Annotated in this window: 18 protein-coding genes and 1 pseudogene; 8 read left to right on the forward strand and 11 right to left on the reverse strand. The window is 63.3% G+C overall.

Going from position 1 to position 16,388, the window contains the following annotated elements; genetic code table 11:
- Positions 1-133 precede the first annotated feature (133 nt).
- Positions 134-472, forward strand: a complete 339-nt coding sequence (locus tag AC1RUK_RS16440) for a DUF982 domain-containing protein (RefSeq protein WP_481834778.1) — start codon at positions 134-136, stop codon at positions 470-472.
- Between the two features lie 7 nt (positions 473-479).
- Here AC1RUK_RS16440 and AC1RUK_RS16445 read toward each other — a convergent pair whose 3' ends face one another.
- The 3 genes and pseudogenes from AC1RUK_RS16445 to AC1RUK_RS16455 all read right to left on the reverse strand — a co-directional run.
- Complete coding sequence (locus AC1RUK_RS16445; RefSeq protein ID WP_481834777.1) at positions 480-791, reverse strand: hypothetical protein; 312 nt, start codon at positions 789-791, stop codon at positions 480-482.
- A 264-nt stretch (positions 792-1,055) separates the two neighbouring features.
- Positions 1,056-1,277 carry a hypothetical protein gene (locus tag AC1RUK_RS16450; RefSeq protein ID WP_481834776.1) on the reverse strand — a complete coding sequence of 74 codons (222 nt, stop codon included), beginning with the start codon at positions 1,275-1,277 and terminating at the stop codon, positions 1,056-1,058.
- A 201-nt stretch (positions 1,278-1,478) separates the two neighbouring features.
- A pseudogene (locus AC1RUK_RS16455) lies at positions 1,479-1,577 on the reverse strand (DUF1236 domain-containing protein); the annotation flags it as partial.
- Between the two features lie 531 nt (positions 1,578-2,108).
- On the opposite strand from AC1RUK_RS16455, the gene AC1RUK_RS16460 reads away from it, so the two are divergent.
- Together AC1RUK_RS16460 and AC1RUK_RS16465 are read left to right on the forward strand one after the other, a co-directional pair.
- Positions 2,109-3,122, forward strand: coding sequence for a diguanylate cyclase domain-containing protein (locus tag AC1RUK_RS16460; RefSeq protein ID WP_481840298.1), 1,014 nt, complete (start codon positions 2,109-2,111; stop codon positions 3,120-3,122).
- Positions 3,123-3,615: 493 nt separating this feature from the next.
- Positions 3,616-3,861, forward strand: a complete 246-nt coding sequence (locus AC1RUK_RS16465; RefSeq protein WP_481834774.1) for an exopolysaccharide production repressor protein — start codon at positions 3,616-3,618, stop codon at positions 3,859-3,861.
- 181 nt (positions 3,862-4,042) lie between these two features.
- Here the strand turns inward: AC1RUK_RS16465 and AC1RUK_RS16470 are convergent, their stop codons facing one another.
- From AC1RUK_RS16470 to AC1RUK_RS16480, 3 genes are all read right to left on the reverse strand, one after another.
- On the reverse strand, positions 4,043-4,453 hold the full coding sequence (locus AC1RUK_RS16470) for a hypothetical protein (protein WP_436174105.1): 411 nt from the start codon (positions 4,451-4,453) through the stop codon (positions 4,043-4,045).
- 295 nt (positions 4,454-4,748) lie between these two features.
- The gene (locus tag AC1RUK_RS16475; protein ID WP_436174104.1) at positions 4,749-5,534 is read right to left on the reverse strand and encodes a hypothetical protein; all 786 of its coding nucleotides are present in this window, start codon (positions 5,532-5,534) and stop codon (positions 4,749-4,751) included.
- A 388-nt stretch (positions 5,535-5,922) separates the two neighbouring features.
- A complete protein-coding gene (locus tag AC1RUK_RS16480; protein ID WP_481834773.1) occupies positions 5,923-6,159 on the reverse strand; it encodes a hypothetical protein in 237 nt (78 codons plus the stop codon).
- Between the two features lie 288 nt (positions 6,160-6,447).
- Here AC1RUK_RS16480 and dinB point away from each other — a divergent pair, with 288 nt between their 5' ends.
- Together dinB and AC1RUK_RS16490 are read left to right on the forward strand one after the other, a co-directional pair.
- Positions 6,448-7,695, forward strand: a complete 1,248-nt coding sequence (gene dinB / locus AC1RUK_RS16485) for a DNA polymerase IV (protein ID WP_481834772.1) — start codon at positions 6,448-6,450, stop codon at positions 7,693-7,695.
- Positions 7,696-7,790: 95 nt separating this feature from the next.
- On the forward strand, positions 7,791-8,234 hold the full coding sequence (locus tag AC1RUK_RS16490; RefSeq protein ID WP_192181491.1) for an SRPBCC family protein: 444 nt from the start codon (positions 7,791-7,793) through the stop codon (positions 8,232-8,234).
- A 232-nt stretch (positions 8,235-8,466) separates the two neighbouring features.
- Here the strand turns inward: AC1RUK_RS16490 and AC1RUK_RS16495 are convergent, their stop codons facing one another.
- Positions 8,467-9,534 (reverse strand): glycosyltransferase family 2 protein, encoded by a 1,068-nt coding sequence (locus AC1RUK_RS16495; protein ID WP_481834771.1) that lies wholly within the window; start codon positions 9,532-9,534, stop codon positions 8,467-8,469.
- A gap of 555 nt (positions 9,535-10,089) precedes the next feature.
- Here AC1RUK_RS16495 and AC1RUK_RS16500 point away from each other — a divergent pair.
- Entirely contained in the window at positions 10,090-11,445 is a 1,356-nt protein-coding gene (locus AC1RUK_RS16500) for a sensor histidine kinase (protein ID WP_481839481.1), read from the forward strand.
- On the forward strand, positions 11,442-12,089 hold the full coding sequence (locus tag AC1RUK_RS16505; RefSeq protein ID WP_481834770.1) for a LuxR C-terminal-related transcriptional regulator: 648 nt from the start codon (positions 11,442-11,444) through the stop codon (positions 12,087-12,089). The genes AC1RUK_RS16500 and AC1RUK_RS16505 overlap by 4 nt, the downstream gene beginning before the upstream one ends.
- A gap of 163 nt (positions 12,090-12,252) precedes the next feature.
- Here the strand turns inward: AC1RUK_RS16505 and AC1RUK_RS16510 are convergent, their stop codons facing one another.
- The 3 genes from AC1RUK_RS16510 to AC1RUK_RS16520 all read right to left on the reverse strand — a co-directional run bounded on the left by AC1RUK_RS16510 (position 12,253) and on the right by AC1RUK_RS16520 (position 14,635).
- On the reverse strand, positions 12,253-12,729 hold the full coding sequence (locus AC1RUK_RS16510) for a hypothetical protein (protein ID WP_481834769.1): 477 nt from the start codon (positions 12,727-12,729) through the stop codon (positions 12,253-12,255).
- A gap of 509 nt (positions 12,730-13,238) precedes the next feature.
- Positions 13,239-13,682, reverse strand: a complete 444-nt coding sequence (locus AC1RUK_RS16515; RefSeq protein WP_481834768.1) for a hypothetical protein — start codon at positions 13,680-13,682, stop codon at positions 13,239-13,241.
- Between the two features lie 368 nt (positions 13,683-14,050).
- Positions 14,051-14,635, reverse strand: coding sequence for a dihydrofolate reductase family protein (locus AC1RUK_RS16520; protein ID WP_481834767.1), 585 nt, complete (start codon positions 14,633-14,635; stop codon positions 14,051-14,053).
- Positions 14,636-14,730: 95 nt separating this feature from the next.
- Here AC1RUK_RS16520 and AC1RUK_RS16525 point away from each other — a divergent pair, with 95 nt between their 5' ends.
- Positions 14,731-15,204 (forward strand): winged helix-turn-helix transcriptional regulator, encoded by a 474-nt coding sequence (locus tag AC1RUK_RS16525; RefSeq protein WP_481834766.1) that lies wholly within the window; start codon positions 14,731-14,733, stop codon positions 15,202-15,204.
- Here AC1RUK_RS16525 and AC1RUK_RS16530 read toward each other — a convergent pair.
- The gene (locus AC1RUK_RS16530; protein WP_481834765.1) at positions 15,170-16,057 is read right to left on the reverse strand and encodes an EamA family transporter; all 888 of its coding nucleotides are present in this window, start codon (positions 16,055-16,057) and stop codon (positions 15,170-15,172) included. The two genes, AC1RUK_RS16525 and AC1RUK_RS16530, sit on opposite strands and share 35 nt — an antisense overlap.
- Positions 16,058-16,388 lie beyond the last annotated feature (331 nt).

Genomic DNA, 16,388 nt, shown 5'->3' on the forward strand with positions numbered 1-16,388 from the left:
CTGAAGGCAAACGCCGCCACAACGCTGTTGTTCCGCAAGTCGGGACTAATTGATCGACCGCCATCGGCGCGGGAACCGCACCGGCATCGTCCGCATTGAATTGCCTTGAAACTCTATCCGGGAGGTTTTTCACATGAGCGACATGCCGTTCCATCCGCCTGTGGCGATCGCGGTCGGCGCCGGCTTTCGGCGCAACGTCGGATCGGTGGCCGAGATGCAGAATTTCCTGAAGGAGTGGCCGGAACCGTTGCGTGGCAAAGCTTACGCCGCTGCCATGAAGGCGTGCGATATGGCACGGAACGGGCATTTGACGGCCGACCAGGTCCGGTGCGCCTTCGTCGGCTTTGTCGAGGCAACAGGTATTGCATGGAGCGGCGTCGATCCTGTCACGGCCCTTCGCCGAGCCAAGGTGCTTCGCCGAGCAACCCGCTCTCGAGGCGCCGGCAACGGCTCCGGCACGGCGACCCCATAAAATCGGGTTACTGCTTCGGCGGTTGCGCAGGCACTTCGCCGGGCTTGATCACGGGCGTCCTGCCCTCATTCGGCGCCGGCTGGGCCATGCCCTGGTCGCCGGTGGGCGGCGGCTGCAGCACGCCGCCGCAAGGTTCGAGCTTGCCGGTCAGGCCGCCATTGCCGCCACTGGCCATCGACGGCTTCTGGCCGTCGTTCTGACCTTGTGGCTCGGCCTGGCACGGTCCGCCCGGCGCCGGGGCGTTCATCTGGTCGTCGGTCTGCGCGGCCGCCGGTCCGGCGAGCGCCAGCAGCAAGGCGCATGACAAGAGTGGTTTCATGGTCCAACTCCTTTCCTGCAAGGCTTGTCCTTCGGGAAAGGATGTCGGCGGCGATTGGTTCCGGCCTGCGGCAAAAGCGAACATAACCGAGCGCGGCCAGATCGGCCCTGACGGCCGCCCTGGTGAGGGACGGCATGCGTCCCGGCCTTTGTCGGCCACAGCTGACGGCACGCGTGCGGACGTCGGGCATCAGCGCCCTTACCTGCGCTGATACTCGACAGACCGTATGCGCGATTTTTTCGGCCGATTCAGACCGGCGGATTGTCAATTCAGGGAGTGATCGCCCGTCCCTTGGGTAACGAAGGACGCCGCAATCAGGTCGTCGGCATCGATGCGTAGGGAGCCTTCGCCATCACCCATGATGGCCGCGACCTTCTGGAAAGTTCTCATCTCATGCTCGGTGATGCTTGCGCTGCGCATCCTGGCCCTCAGGTCAGCGACCCGCATCCCCAATGCGGGGGACGTTCCTATTTCACGTTTCGACATAATGCCTTGCCTCCTCCCCAGCCCGTGCCTGTTTGCCGCCTCGCCGCTTCGCTGGCCCATGCTGCCTACTAATAAGGCAGCACGAAGTCAGACGCGTGATTCCAAGGAAGGTTCCTGCTTATACCTGCTTATATTAGTCACGAAATAATACGGCGCGGACCGGCCCACCACTCCGGCAAGCGGCGGGCCGTTCGATGCGGGTCACTGAATGATCTTCACGATCTTGCGTGTGCCGGGATCGACAAGCACGGTCTGGTTGTCGACGACGACATAGTGGTATTTCACATTGGGGACTTCATGCGAACACCACGAAAAGGCCCGCCGCGCGTTGGGCACGGCGGGCCTTCTTGCGTCCGGGCAGGCTTCTCGAAGGAAAGGCCGCGCAAACCGAAACCCGCCGCCTTTCACGGGAAAAGGCGGCGGGGTCGGCCTTCCGCCGATGAAGGGACGTTCTCGGCGGGTCGCTGGCTATTGTTCCCGGCCACTAGCCGAACAGGATTCCGGCAGTGACAAAGACGACGCCGAGCGCGAAGACAGGCGCAAGTATCCACCGCGCCTCGTGGACGCTGCGTTCCATAAGCTCCTCCTGATTGATGTGGTTGGGGAACGGTCAGGCCTGTGCTTGGTTCCTGAATTCAGAAGTCCTTGGCCAAAGGTCCCATGGCATCGACCAAAAGACCCAAAGGCCATGCACGCGCCCGATGAGGCGACCAACCTGCCCCCGCAAAGGCAGGCACGGGCCAGGGCCGTTAATCCGATGGCAATCGTTCCATATTAGCGTTGCCGCATATTTCGGAAAATTGCTGAGGGGGTCAGCGGCCGATGCCGAAGGTGTCACGTATCTTAGCGAATGCGTTCGAGGTCGCCCAGCCGTCAGGGGTCGGCCTGCCGGGCCTGGCCGAAGCGATCGGGCGGATGGGCCAGTTGATCGAGCATTCGCGCGAGCGGATCCGGCTGCTGGAGGCCGTGATCGACAATTTCCCGGGCGGCGTTTCGCTGTTCGACCAGGATCTCAACATGGTCGTCTGCAATCAGCGGCAACGCGCGCTGCTTGACTATCCCGACGACCTTTTCGCCAATGGCTACCCCTCGATGGAGACGCTGTTTCGCTTCAACGCCGAGCGTGGCGAGTATGGGCCGGGCGATATCGAGATGCATGTCGCGCGCCGCCTCGCCCTCGTCAGGCAGCGCGAGGCGCATGTCTACGAACGCACGCGGCCCAACGGAACCATCGTCGAGGTGCGCGGCATGCCGATCGAGGGTGGCGGCTTCGTCACCACCTATTTCGACGTCACCGAACAGCGCCGCAACCAGGCCACGATCGCGCATATGGCGCATCACGACGCGCTGACCGACCTGCCCAACCGCATGCTGTTTTCCGACCGGCTGCACGGCGCGCTTGCCCTTGCCAAGCGAGGCGCCCTGATGGCCGTGCACTACCTCGACCTCGACAACTTCAAACCGGTCAACGACAATTTCGGCCACAAGGCCGGCGACAGATTGCTGATCGACGTGGCTGGCCGGCTGCGTGCCGCGGTACGCAACAACGATACCGTCGCGCGTCTCGGCGGCGACGAATTCGCCATCATCCAGACCGGGATTACCGGACAGACGGATGTGTCGGCGCTTGCCCGGCGCATTATCGAGCGCTTCCAGTCGCCCTTCTCGGTCACCGACAGCCCGGTCGTCGTCGGCGTCAGCATCGGCATCGCGCTGGCGCCTGGTGATGCCCTGGGCAGCGACGAGCTGCTCCAGAAAGCCGATACCGCGCTCTACCGCAGCAAGTCCGGCGGGCGTGGACAATTCAGCTTCTTTGGGGAACCGCATCCTTCTTTGGGTGGATAGGTCAAAATATTCGCAAACGCTAATATGTCTTGCGCAAGCGAAGCACCCAACCCTTGCGCCGAGCGCCGGCGGAGTTTCCTTTAGCTGCCTCGGCCGGCGCTCGTCATCGAGTGCCGCCTTGATCGCGATCAGATGGTGAGAAGCGCGATCGCTGCGGAAACGCCGGCGCTCGCGAACTTTCGCGCATCGAGCCGACAGCGAAGCCAGCGCCGACGACCTTGCGCTGATTTCGCCCGCGGCAGAAACAATTCAGCAAAGCGCGCGATGCTCCAACGCCACACTTGCACCGAAAGGCGTATGGTCCTAAGTCCTAAGACATAGGTCGCATGCCGTAGGCCGAAAGCCCTCCGAGAGCGCGGCACAGTGCCAACTTGCGACCGCACATGAAAGGTGCAACGCTCGATCTGGGTAGAGACATGGGCGGACTTCCCGGGTTTCAATCGGTCCGGGATGTTCGATTGGGCAAATGTATTTTCCGCAATTTCTTGTGGGAATGTCAGTAACGCTTCTCGTAATCCTTGGCTGGATTTACGCGGCAACCGGATCGTTTTGGCAGTCGCTGGGCTGGACATTTGTCGCCGCCCTGGTGCTGCAGGCGGGCTACTTCATCGCCGTGCTTTTGCTCATCTATGGCCGCACCTCATCGGCGGCCAGGGCCGACAAATCGCTCCCGGCCAAGGTGCCCGGGCCGTTCGAACGCGACGGCATCATCCACACCTTGCTGTCGCGGCTTTTTTAACCGGCGGCACGGCGCACTCGTCCAAAGCTTGACTTGTTGCGCCCGCCAGCGAGGGCAGGCGCCCTGGCGTCCGTTCCGGACGCCAGGGCAAGCCTTTTCAGCCCGCGAACCAGCAGCCTGCGCCAGGGGACCCGCTACGCCATGGCATAGCAACCCACCCGGCAGCGTACCATGACTCCGGTCAGCGAGGCGCCGACTTCAAGCCGGAGACGGTAGCCACCGGTTCGGACGAGAAGACCACGAAGCCGAAAACCAGAACGGCGGCGGCGACGATCATGGAACCCGCGGCGACGAGCGGCTCGATCGCCGTGTTGCCCTTCGCCAGCATCAGGTAGAGCGCCGGCAGCATCACCACCAGGCCGAGCGTATAGAGGCCGTAGTGGACCATCGCGATTCGACGAGCGGCCTTGGCCGGATTGAGCGCGTAGTAACCACCGAATATCGCGGAGGTGACCCAGCCAAGAAGGTTGATGTGGGCATGCGCCGGGAAAGCGGCGTGATCTTCCGAGATCGCCATATGCAGGCCGACGGCGATACCCACGATGAGAAAGACGAGGGCCGTCTTGAAGAAAAGTTCCGAAACCCTAGGCATGCTGTTGTTCTCCCCAATGCCGTTTGAACCCGACTCCGGGAAGGTACACCCGCCAACGAGTATTAGCTATGCCGCACTTGAGGTTAGCAACCGTTCTGGCCTCGTTGCGTAGGTGCGCGCCGGGGCGAACCTGCCGGCGGCGAAGTTGCCGTTCTCTCCCTAAGTCGAAGATGTCCGGCAGCACAGGGGCGGGCGTGGACGGCACGGCTTTGTTCTACGTCGCGATACGCTCAAAACAATGCCGCCGGGCAAAGCCCGGCGGCATATTTCGTTTTTGCTTCGACTTCGATCGGCCTTACGGCGTTGCCGGAGTCTCCTCCGCCAGCTTGGCGGCTACCTGGTCGATCTTGTCGGCAAGCACACCCGTGGCCCAGTCCTTGACCTCGGTGTCGACGGGTTTGTTGGCCATGTCGGCAAGCGCGTCGTCGAGCGATGGGACGTCGGTAACGGCTGCGTCTGCCTCCGCCTGGGCCGTGTCAGCCGCTGTCTGGGCATCCGTGACTTTGCCCTCCAACTCAGCGATTGTTGCGGCTTGGGCATCCAGCTCCTCCTGCGTCGGAGGTGTAACCAAATTCGCCGCGTCGAACTCCGCCTGCTTGTCCAGCACCGCGTTTTGGGCGTCGACCACCGCGGCAGCGGCCGCGTCGGCCGCGGCCTGGGCGTTCTGGGCAATCGCGGATCCCATCACATAAGCCTGAATGCCAGCGAACTTCTTGCTCTTGGAGTTCATATAGGCGTTGATGTTGCGCTGCAGCGAGTTCAGCCGGCCGAGCTTGGCGTGGATGTTCTTCTCCTTGGGAACGGCGGCGACCTCCACCTCATCCACGGAGACCTGCGTCGTGGCCTTCTTGCCCGACTTTGCCGATGCCGACTTGCCGTGCGTGGTCTTGCCTGACTTGCCGTGCGTGCCGCTCTTGCCGGAATTGCCCTGCGAGCCGCTTTTGCCTGAGTTGCCGCCGCTATTCCCGTGGCCACCGCCATTGCCGTGGCCACCGCCATTGCCGCCGGCGGCGGCCAGCGCGGGAGACGCCAGAAGCGCGAATGCCGCAACCGCGGCAAAGAGAGTCTTTCGGGATGTCATGGGTATTTTCCTCCGAGAATCGCCACCACGCCCAACCGCTAAAGAGGGCAATATGAGAAATTCCTAATGGCGTCAGTAAACTTTAGATAAATGTGGTTTCAATGCGAGAGCGAAGCCGCTCGCCAGCGAACAGTTCCGATCAAAAAACCTACACAACCCATTGATATTCTTAGGTTAGGTGAAAGCCGGAAACGGGCTTGCGCCATTTGGACCGCAGAGGGCCCATGCTGGTCGGACTATGGTCCCACTACCGCCGATTCGCGCGAAAAACGGTCGTCGCGTCGTTGATGGAAGGCGCCTGAAACGACAGAATTCGACGAAGGCAGAGAGGGCGATGCAGCCGCCTGGTATAGCCGTCAAATAAGCGGGGCCGCCTCTTGGCGACGCGCTATGGTGCCCGCAAAATGTCGGCGCCTGGCTGCTCGTCGAACAGCACCGCGCAGCCGCGCTCCAGCGCCACCGCGGATAGCGCGTTGGCTACGGTCTCATCCGGCGAGACGAAATCCCCGGTGAGCACGCGCAACTCTTCGACGGCCCTCGCCATCGATACGAGCCGCCCGGCGGCGCGGTCGGTGGTGCAGGCGTCAACGACACAAACGAGATCGATGATATCGAAGCGGTCCATCTCAGGCCTCCGCAAAACAGGGTCCCTTCGAGCCAATCAACGCCGTGGCGCGCGACTATGTTCCGGTGCAGATCATGGACCTTCGTCGATGGTGCGCTGCCCGCTGACGGCGAGTAAAAAAAACGAGATTCCATCTTGAATCCCCCCTTCATCGAAAGACTTTCCACCCGCCCCCTCCGACGGCTCAAACGCAGCTTGACAAGAGACCCTGTTTGTTCTCTTTTTGTTCGGCAAAAAAGTCCTTAAAACAGGCATGGCTAATGCTGCAATGCCGTAGGGTGGAACGGGATGGAAACCAGCGCCACCATCCTGCATGCCGACCTCGATGCCTTCTATGCTTCGGTCGAGCAGTTGCTCGATCCGTCGCTACGCGGCAAGCCGATCGCCGTCGGCGGCGGTGTGGTGCTGGCCGCCTCTTATGAGGCTCGAGCCTTCGGCGTGCGCGGCGGCATGCCCGGACGCAAGGCCCGCGAACTCTGTCCGCAGCTGATCTTCGTCGGCGGCCATTTCGGCGACTATCAGCGGCTCGGCGACGCCGCCATAGAAGTGCTCGACGATTTCACGCCGCTGGTCGAGCGCATCTCCATCGACGAGGCCTTTGCCGACGTCGCCGGCTGCACGCATCTGTTCGGGCCGCCGGCCGAGATCGCCGCCATTGTACGGCGCCGCGTGCGGGCCGAGCTCGGCCTGCCGATCTCGATCGGCGTGGCGCGCACCAAGCACCTGGCCAAGATCGCCTCGCAGGTGGCCAAGCCCGACGGGCTGGTTGTGGTCGATCCCGCCGGCGAACTTGCCTTCCTGCACGATTTGCCGGTCTCCCTGATGTGGGGCGTCGGCCCGGCGACCAAGGCGCGGCTGGCCGAGATCGGCGTCGAGACCATCGGCCAGTTGGCGCAAACCCATAGCGGCGCGCTGGAGCGGCTGATCGGGCCGGCCGCCGGGCAAAAGCTTGCCGCACTGGCGTGGAACCGCGACCCCCGCCGGCTCGAGACGCATCGGCGCGCGCATTCGGCGGGCGCGCAATCGGCGTTGGGCCGCAAGCCCGCCGTGGCGGATGTGTTCGTGCCTACCTTGCTGCATCTGGCCGACCGGGTGGCGAGCCGGCTGAGGGCCAAGCACCGTCCCGGCCGCACGGTGACGGTGCGCGTGCGCTTTGCCGATCTGCGCGCGGTGAGCCGCTCGATCACGCTCGACCAGCCGATCTCGGCAACGGCGACGCTGGCCGAGACCGCCGAAGAACTTGTGCGCGGCGTGCTTGCCGCCCATCCCGGCGAGAAGGTGATTTCGCTGCTGGCGATCTCGGTCTCGCATCTCGAGGAAAGTGCCGAATTGCAGCTGGAGCTGCCGCTCGGGCTTGCCGACGAGAAGCGGAGGCCCGGCAGCAAAAGGGGACTGGCGCGCTTCGGCGCCGACCGCGCCATCGACAAGATCCGCCAGCGCTTCGGCAAGCAGGCGGTCGGCTATGGCGCCGTGGCGCTGGAGGCGGCGCGTTCGGTGCCGGACGAGTTCCGCGAGCTGGCCGAGAAGGAACTGTGAAGCGGCGGTCGCGGTTTAAGAATGTTCGGCACGGTCGGAACAGCCAAGACCCGTTCGTCCTTGGAACATAGACCGGCAATCATAGGAGAAACGATATGCCCAGCACCGTACGCTTGCACCGCGTTCTGACAACCAGCCCGGAGAAGGTCTATCGCGCATTCATCGAGGCGGACGCGCTGGCTAAATGGCTCCCGCCCAACGGTTTCACCTGCACGGTCCATCATCTGGAAGCAAAGGTCGGCGGTACATTCAAAATGTCCTTCCGAAACTTCACGACCGGCAACAGCCACTCATTTGGCGGCGATTATGTCGAGCTCGTTCCGGGTGAACGCCTTCGCTACACGGACACGTTCGATGATCCCAACCTGCCCGGCGAGATACAGGTGACGGTGATATTGAAGAAAGTCTCGGTCGGCACGGAACTGGACATCACGCAGGCAGGCATACCGGACGCCATTCCGGCCGAGGCCTGTTACCTCGGCTGGCAGGAGTCGCTGCGAAACCTGGCAAGGCTCGTCGAACCCGAGATCAATCAATAGAGGTTGATCGCCTCCATGCGGCCCGAGACTGCCAATCTCTCCCCTCGTGGAGGGGGATGTCCGGTAGGAGAGAGGGGGGCGCGAAGGGCCCCAGCATAGGTGGAAATTGGACCGATTGATACGCTGGCGGGACAGCGCCTCCCTGCCGGACCCGGCCCTTCGCTGTCGCTCCGGGCGTTCGTTGTTCGCAAAGCCAAGCAATTGGCTTTGCGTCCGCTGCGCGGACCACGCCTCACCCCATCGCCTGGCGGATGGATTTGGAAAAGCGGGCCAGGAAGGCCGGCCTCGACGAGGCGTCGAGCTTCCACGACAGCACCGCCGTCGCCATTTTGCGCGGCAGCATGCCGACGGACAGAAACCAGGCAGCAAGGATGGCGCGCCGCCTGAGCGACGCCGTTATCTGGAGGCTGGCGACGGCGCCAGCCGCACCCAGGACCAGCCTGGAATCATTGGCCACCGGGTGCCGACCCCTGTCGGCGCAGAGCGAGGCCAGCCGTTCTTCGAGGTGAACGGGATCGTGCAGGAAGGTTTTCGACGGCTCCACGGTCAGGCCGACACCGGAGACCTGGTCGGAAAGCGCCTCCAGGCGGTGGAAATCGTGCGTCACCCGCCAGCGCGCCCGCTCGGCGAGCTTTTCGCCGAAGACGGAATGGTTGGCGCCGTGGATGCGGTAGGCGCCGACGCACTCGTCGATCGACTGAACATGACCATAAAGGGGCGCCAGCGTCGCAAGATAGCCATCGGCGCCCTGGCGGAAATCCGCTTCGGGGATCGGCATGATGGTTTCCAGCGTCGTGCGGTCGAAGGCCAGCCCGCTTGTCACCGTCGTCTGGTAGCGCCCCTTGTGCAGGAGCTTCGGCATGACATCGCCGTCATCGAACGGCAGTTCCGGCGGCGGGAAGACATCCTTGATGCGCTGCCGTTCGTCGACGATGTGGAGCCTCGATTGGACCTGGGCGGTTGCCGAATCCCAAGTGTCGACGATCCTGGAGATGGCGTCCGGATAGAGATAGTCGTCGGCGTCGAGAAACAGCACGATCTTGCCCGAGCTTGCCGCAAAGCCGGTGTTGAAGGCCGCGGCATGACCGCCGTTCTTCGGCCTGAGACAAGCGCGAATCCTGTCGCCATAAGACTTTATGATCGCCGCCGACTCGTCGCTCGACCGATCGTCGACGACGATGACCTCGACATCCGCGTGGTCCTGGCCGAGCGCGCTGTCGACGGCGCGTTTCAGGAAGCGCGCGTAATTGTAGTTCGGAATGATGATGGACACCGGAATTCGGCTCGGAACGGGATGCATCGCGTTTGACCTCGCATCTTGCTTTGGTTTCGGCGGAACCCACCCCCCTTAAGGTCCGCTGGTCTCCCAGGAAAAAGCTTCCTTGAGAGAAAAAGCTTGCGCCTTCCTCGGGAAGACGAGTTGGGTCTTCCGTTGCGACTTCATCTGAGCGGCCGCTTTTTGCCTTCGAGTATCCACGCCGCCGGGATCGAACCGGCGGCGGCAAGGGTGCTGGAGTTCCCGGTCGCGGATGATGCCGCGGCTGGGCCGACGGAGCGGCGCTTCGTCAATTTGGTGTCGAAGCGGCCCGTCGCCTTGAAGGCACAACCGATAGTGACCTCGAAACGTGGCCGGCACAACCCCCGCCGCCAAGGATCCGCTCCCGCGGCCGCGGCGCTGCCGTGCTTCAAAGGCTCCGAGAGCCGCAGAAAATCCGCCCGGCGGAAGAATCCTGCGTGCACAACACGAAGGTCGATGTCGCAAATGCCGCGCTCACTCTATAATCTTCGCCAACAGGGGGAGATTGCGCGATTGCCTGGGACCTTCTTGGGGGATTATTTACAGTACTGGCGCAAGCTGTCGCTGGCCTTGCAGTTCTTCATCGCGGGCGGCATCGGGCTTCTGCTGGTGATGCTGGTGGTCGGCCTGTGGGTGACCTCGCAGATTCGGGAAGGCGTGATGCGCAATTCCGCCGCAACCACGGCACTTTACGTCGACAGCGTGATTGCGCCGCTGTTGCCCGACATGCGCACCAGCCGCGAGCTCAGCGACACGGTCAAGCGGGCACTGGACGAGACGCTCGGCCAGGGTGCGCTCGGCAAGCGGCTGGTCTCGTTCAAGCTGTGGCGGCGCGACGGCATGATCCTCTACGCCAAGGACACTACGCTGATCGGCAAGCGGTTCGAACCGAACGCCAATCTGGTCGCCGCCTTTGGCGGCAATGTCGTTGCCGAGTACAATGACCTCGACGACGATCCCGAAAGCCACGAGGAGCAAGCGGTGAACGCGCCGCTGTTCGAGATCTACAATCCGGTGCGCGAACCGTGGTCGGGCGAAGTGGTCGCGGTTTCGGAATTCTACGAGATCGCCGACGATTTCCAGTCGACGCTGAACGCCGCCTTGTGGTCGAGCTGGCTGGTGGTGGCCGGCGCCACGGCAACGGCACTGGCGCTGCTGTCCGGCATCGTCTTTCGCGGCAGCCACACCATCCAGACCCAGCGCACCGCGCTGGAGGCAAAGGTCTCCGAATTGCAGGCCGCCTTGTCGCAGAACTCGTCGCTGCGCCAGCGCGTGCAGCGTGCCTCGCGCCGCGCCACCGCAATCAACGAACGCTATCTCAGGCGCATCGGCGCCGACCTGCATGACGGGCCGGCGCAGCTCGTCGCGCTGGCGGCGCTGCGGATGGACAGCCCCGTGCTGCTCGACCCCGGCTCGTCCGGCGAGCAGCGCGAAGCCGAGATCGCCGGCATCCACAGGACGCTTGGCGAGGCGATGCGCGAGATACGCGGCATCTGCAACGGCCTGGTGCTGCCGCAGATCGAGACGCAGGCCGTGATCGACATCCTGCGGCTCGCGGTGAGCGAGCACGAACGGCGGACCTCCAGCTCGGTGGCGCTGACACTTCCGGCCCGCTTGCCGGAACTCGGCACTTCCGAGAAGATCAGCATCTACCGTTTCGTCCAGGAAGGGCTGAACAATGCCTGGCGGCATGGAAAAGGCAGGAACCAGGCGGTGAAAGCCGGGGTGAAGGGTGGCAGGTTGATGGTTGAAGTGATGGACGACGGCCCCGGCTTCGACCCCGGCAGGAGCGAAGGCCTCGGGCTTGCCGGCCTCAGAGAGCGCATCGAGAGCATCGGCGGGCAGTTCGAAACCCTGTCCGGCCCGCAAGGTACACGATTGGTGATTTCACTCTCAGTCGAGGAGCAGCCGTGACCGGCATCATCCGCATCGCCATTGTCGACGACCATCCGCTGTTTCGCGAGGGCGTGGCGCGCAGCCTCGGCGAGATCGGCGGCTTCGAGCTGGTCGGGGAAGGCGCCAGCGCCGAGGACGCCGAAAGGCTGGCCCACACGATCGCGCCCGACATATTGCTGCTCGACATCAGCATGCCCGGCGGCGGGCTCAACGCCGCGGCCAGCATCCTGTCGGGGCACCCCGGCCAGAAGATCGTCATGCTGACCGTGTCGGAAACCAATGCCGACGTTGCCCAGGCGCTCAATGCCGGCGTGCGCGGCTATGTGCTGAAGGGCGTCGGTTCGAAGACGCTGGCCGAGATCCTCGGCGACGTCGCGGCCGGCCAGAGCTATGTATCGCCGACGCTGTCGGCCAAGCTCCTGTCGAACCTGTTGCAGCCGGCGAACCGCAAGCCCGACCCGCTCAGCCAACTCACCGGCCGCGAGGCCGAGATCCTGCGGCTGGTGGCGGAAGGCTTGAGCAACAAGGAGGTCGCGGCCCGGCTGTCGCTGCAGGAAAAGACGGTCAAGCACCACATGACCAGGGTGCTGGCCAAGCTCAACGTGCGCAACCGAACGGAGGCGGCGCTGCTGATGCATGAGGCGAAGGAGCGAGGGCAATAAGGGAATAGGGCAGTAAGGCAGTAGGGGAATGGGAAACTGCCGCCCTACTGCCCTACTGCCCTACTGCCCTACTGCCCTACTGCCTTGCCAAAACGTGCCACCCCCGCCCCCGGGGGCGGGGACGGGGGTGAAGTGAGAAACAGAGAGGGGGGGTTCCCTGCCCTCACAAGGCCTGCAGGCGCGCCACATCCTCCGGCGTCGCCTCGCGTTCGATGATGGTGCGGCCGAGTGCATCCTGCATTTTGAAGCGGCCGTTCTCGATCTCCTCCTGCATGCCGTCGGGATGGATGACCGTGATTTTGTCGCCGTCGACCTCGACCGTGTCGCCGGTCACCGCATTGACGTGGGTGCCATGGTTGCCCTGGTTACCCTTGGCCTTGCCGGAGTTGCCCTGGCCGACGTTTCCGGAGCCGGAATTAGCGCCGCCGCCAGCCGAGGATGAATTGCCACCGCCGTTACCGTTGCCACCGCCATTGCCGCCGCCATGGCCGCCGCTGTTCCCGCCGGCGGCGTACGCCATCGAGGGAGCGATGCCGGTGGCGCCGTGGAGCTTGACGTGGGATAGGGCGAGCGTCATCACCAATGCCGTCGAAGTCAGCAAAGCGAGCCATCCCAAGCGGGTCAACGACAGTCTGCGCATCCTCTCCCCGTGTCGGCCTTTGGCTGTCTGGCCGAAACCGGCATGATCGAGAGGAGCATCCATGCATCGGCGCGCGCGCGAAAGCGGCCCACGACCCTTGCCTTGCCCGTTCGGACTTTTTTTGCTGCCGGTGCCGGACTTATGTCGCAACGCCGGCGCCAGGACCGGTCATCGGTCGGCACCATGCACGCGATGAAAACAACCGCAAACGAGGCCGGTTACTGGGCGTTAACCAAGCCTCTTGGAAAACAGACAGCAATTCTTTAAGATTGAAGCGCGCGAAAAAGCCGGACAGCAGCAACAAACCGCGATGCGCCAAGAGTTTCGTTTGCGGAAATGCAGCCGGAACCCCAAAAAAATACCCCCGCCAAAAGGCGGGGGCAAGGTGATAGCGGGAGTTCTGTCATACGATGATCAAGAACCGAAGAGACGAAGCAAAAGGTGGCAACCTGATTTTGCAGCGCTGACCTACGGTCCCGAAAAGATCACTTCCAGATAGAACCTCGCTCTCACAAACTCTTCAAACGCGCCATATCGGCTGCGGTTGCCGCTCTGTCGACGATGGTACGCCCAAGCGCATCCTCCATCCTGAAGCGGCCGTTTTCGATCTCTTCTTTCATCCCGTTTGGATGAGTAACCTTGATGCTCTTGCCGTTGACCTCGACCTTGTCGCCGGTCACGGTATTCACATGGTCGACAGTGGCCTTGTTCGCGCTGTTGCCCTTGCCCTTGCCGTTGCCACCGCTATTGCTGTTTCCGCTGCTGTTCCCGTTGCCGTTGCCGCCGCTGTTGCCGCCGCCGTTTCCGTTTCCGCCATTCCCATTGCCGCCCTTGCCGGCATAGGCCTTGGTGGCGACTGGGCCATCGATGGAGAGTTGAAAAGGCGCGACAACAAGGGCAAGCGCCGTTAGCGCTCGCAAGACACACCTGCTGCCCATGCGCGGATCGCGCATCCCACTCTCCCCATGCCGGTCACCCGGCCCGACTCCTAGCCGAAAACCCCAACGGCATTGTCGAAGTGAAATCATTCACAAATCGGAGCGCCTTGCGGAAGTGGCCCACGACCCTTGTCTTGTCGATTCAGACTTTTGCGGAAGTGGATTCAGACTTAAGTCCCAATTCAACCTCCGGATGTGGCCCTGCGTGCGGGCACGCGGGCGCTCTGCTATGTCTATTCCGTGCGCGGTCGGCCCCGGCCATGCCTAGCCGGCTAAGCCATTCATGGCCGTCCAGGCGATTTAAGAACAGGCCAAGGCACGGCCTAGGCCGGCAGGGCACGGTTTGAAAAACGGCCCGGGGCATGGCCAAAGCCAGCCCGGGATTACGCCGGCCCGTAGCGGCTGACCACGATGCCGCAGGCATAGGCCTTCGATCCCAGGAGGCGGAGCCTTCCGAAGCCGCCCTGATCGAAGATCCTGGTCCCCTCGCCCAGCGCCGCCGGATTGATGAACAGCTGGAACTCGTCGACCAGCCCGGCCGCGATCAGCGCCGAGGCAAAGCCCGCCCCACCAAACACGGCGATGTCGCCTCTCCCAGCCGCCTTCAGCGCCTCGACCTCGCTCGGCAGGTTGCCGCTCACGACCGTGGTGCGTTCCCACCGCGAAGCCTGCAGTCTGTCGCTCGCCACCACCTTGCGGACATCGACGATGCGCTGCGCAAACGCATAGAAGGGGTCGCGCGGATAATTCTTCGCGGCGTTGCCCCAATGGGTCAGGTACCCCTCCTCGGCCATCTTGCTGCTGAGCAGGATGGTGTCGATGCCGGCGAAGACGGCGCTGAAATCCTGTTTCAACGCCTCGTCCCAGGGGCAATCGCCGCCCCAGTTCCAGAGCTGCCAGTCATGATCCGCGTTGGTGCCGACAAAACCGTCGACCGACATCTGCATCTGCAGGATAAGCCTTCGCATCGTCATTCTCCTCGCCAACGGTTTACTTCTGGAACCATTGACGGAATGCGAAAATAGTGTCAATAGTAAAGCGATTTAAAAATGGAACCATTGAGATGTCGACCAAGGGAAAATCCGGTTGCCCGATCAATCTGTCGCTCGAACTGCTCGGCGACCGCTGGACCCTGCTGATCGTGCGCGACCTGATTTTCGCCGGAAAGAAGCACTTCCGAGAGTTCCTGCAATCCGACGAAGGCATCTCGTCGCGCACACTGGCCGAGCGGCTGCAGACACTGCAGGACGAGGGCATCCTGACCAGAAGCGATGATCCCACGCATGGGCTGAAGGCAATCTATCGGCTGACAGAGGCTGGCATCGATCTGCTGCCGGTGCTGGCAACGCTGGGCGGCTGGGGCAGCAGGCACCGCGCCGCCGACAGCGATCTGGCCAGGATCGCCGAAGAGCTTTCGGCGGGCGGAGAAGCGGCGCTGGAAGCCATGAAGGCAAGGCTGCGCGCCGAGCACATCGTGGCGGCGTCGCGCCAGACGCAAAAACCTATTGGGGCGACGGCACCGGCGGCTTTGACGTGACGGCGGCGCCGAAGGCAGCGGCAATGACCGCAGCAATGCCGAGGCACTGCAGCGCCGTCAGGTTCTCGTGCAGGAACAGGAAGCCCATCAGCGCGCCAAGCGCCGGTTCCAGGCATGTGAGCGTGCCATAGACCCTGGCCTTCATCCTGGTCAGCGCCACCATTTCCAGCCAGAACGGCAGCGCGCTGGAGAGCAGGCCGACGATGGCGGCGCTCAACAGAATCGACGGATTGCCCAGTGCCGGCGCCGCGCCGGCAAGCCCGAAGGGCAGCGACAGCACGGCGGCGATCGCCATGCCATAGGCGACGGTGCGCCCGCCGAGCTCGGCGCCGGCCTTCTGCGCAAAGACGATGTAGAGCGCCCAGCAGCCACCGGCGGCCAGCGCGAGCACCACGCCCCCAGGATCGAGCGCTTGGCGCACATCGGCAAAAGGCGACAACAGCACGATGCCGGCCACCGCCAGCGCCACCCATACAAAGTCCATTGCGCGCCGTGACGAGAGCGTGGCGACCAGCAGCGGGCCGGTGAACTCGAGTGCCACGCAAATGCCCAGCGGAATCCTGGTGATCGCGGCATAGAAGAGGAGATTCATGACGCAGAGCGTCACCCCATAAGCGGCGAGCCACGGCCAGACGGCACGCGACGGCCTGACCCGCCAGGGCCTGAGCACGGCCGCCAGCATGAGCGCGCCGGCGACAAGCCTGAGCATCGTCGTGCCCTCGGCGCCGACCAGCGGAAACAGCCCCTTGGCGAAGGCGGCGCCGATCTGCACCGACATCATGGCGCCGAGCAGCGCCACAAGAGGGATCGTGCCGGCTTCAGCCGCAGACTTGGCAATCGGTGTCAACGTCACCTTGCTTTGTTCCTCCCGTGCCCCTTGGTTCGCGCGACGGCGTACGAAGGGCATGGCTGGAGATAGGGCCAACCAGCCGGCCTGTCGTGAGGCACGGCAACCACGGTTGATGGGGCAAGGGCAAACGATTTCACGCTTGCGAAACCTCCAATTTCGGCGGGACAGAGGGGGACGAATGAACGCTACAGCTTCATTTTGCGCCATACTTCGCTGCATCGCACAATCTTGCCGTGCCTTGCTCGCTTGCTGCAGAGTAGCTCAAAATCGAAAGCTAGAAAATTTCTACTTAAATATCATATGCACATTTGCAAATATTTCTAAGCACCTGCAC

It is taken from the genome of Mesorhizobium monacense (assembly GCF_056781675.1).

Excerpts from the sequence above, each read along its gene's own strand:
- AC1RUK_RS16440 (WP_481834778.1), top strand. The coding sequence starts at position 134 with ATGAGCGACATGCCGTTCCATCCGCCTGTGGCGATCGCGGTCGGCGCC.
- AC1RUK_RS16445 (WP_481834777.1), bottom strand. The coding sequence starts at position 791 with ATGAAACCACTCTTGTCATGCGCCTTGCTGCTGGCGCTCGCCGGACCG.
- AC1RUK_RS16450 (WP_481834776.1), bottom strand. The coding sequence starts at position 1,277 with ATGTCGAAACGTGAAATAGGAACGTCCCCCGCATTGGGGATGCGGGTC.
- AC1RUK_RS16465 (WP_481834774.1), top strand. The coding sequence starts at position 3,616 with ATGTCAGTAACGCTTCTCGTAATCCTTGGCTGGATTTACGCGGCAACC.
- AC1RUK_RS16470 (WP_436174105.1), bottom strand. The coding sequence starts at position 4,453 with ATGCCTAGGGTTTCGGAACTTTTCTTCAAGACGGCCCTCGTCTTTCTC.
- AC1RUK_RS16475 (WP_436174104.1), bottom strand. The coding sequence starts at position 5,534 with ATGACATCCCGAAAGACTCTCTTTGCCGCGGTTGCGGCATTCGCGCTT.
- AC1RUK_RS16480 (WP_481834773.1), bottom strand. The coding sequence starts at position 6,159 with ATGGACCGCTTCGATATCATCGATCTCGTTTGTGTCGTTGACGCCTGC.
- dinB (WP_481834772.1), top strand. The coding sequence starts at position 6,448 with ATGGAAACCAGCGCCACCATCCTGCATGCCGACCTCGATGCCTTCTAT.
- AC1RUK_RS16490 (WP_192181491.1), top strand. The coding sequence starts at position 7,791 with ATGCCCAGCACCGTACGCTTGCACCGCGTTCTGACAACCAGCCCGGAG.
- AC1RUK_RS16495 (WP_481834771.1), bottom strand. The coding sequence starts at position 9,534 with ATGCATCCCGTTCCGAGCCGAATTCCGGTGTCCATCATCATTCCGAAC.
- AC1RUK_RS16510 (WP_481834769.1), bottom strand. The coding sequence starts at position 12,729 with ATGCGCAGACTGTCGTTGACCCGCTTGGGATGGCTCGCTTTGCTGACT.
- AC1RUK_RS16515 (WP_481834768.1), bottom strand. The coding sequence starts at position 13,682 with ATGCGCGATCCGCGCATGGGCAGCAGGTGTGTCTTGCGAGCGCTAACG.
- AC1RUK_RS16520 (WP_481834767.1), bottom strand. The coding sequence starts at position 14,635 with ATGCGAAGGCTTATCCTGCAGATGCAGATGTCGGTCGACGGTTTTGTC.
- AC1RUK_RS16525 (WP_481834766.1), top strand. The coding sequence starts at position 14,731 with ATGTCGACCAAGGGAAAATCCGGTTGCCCGATCAATCTGTCGCTCGAA.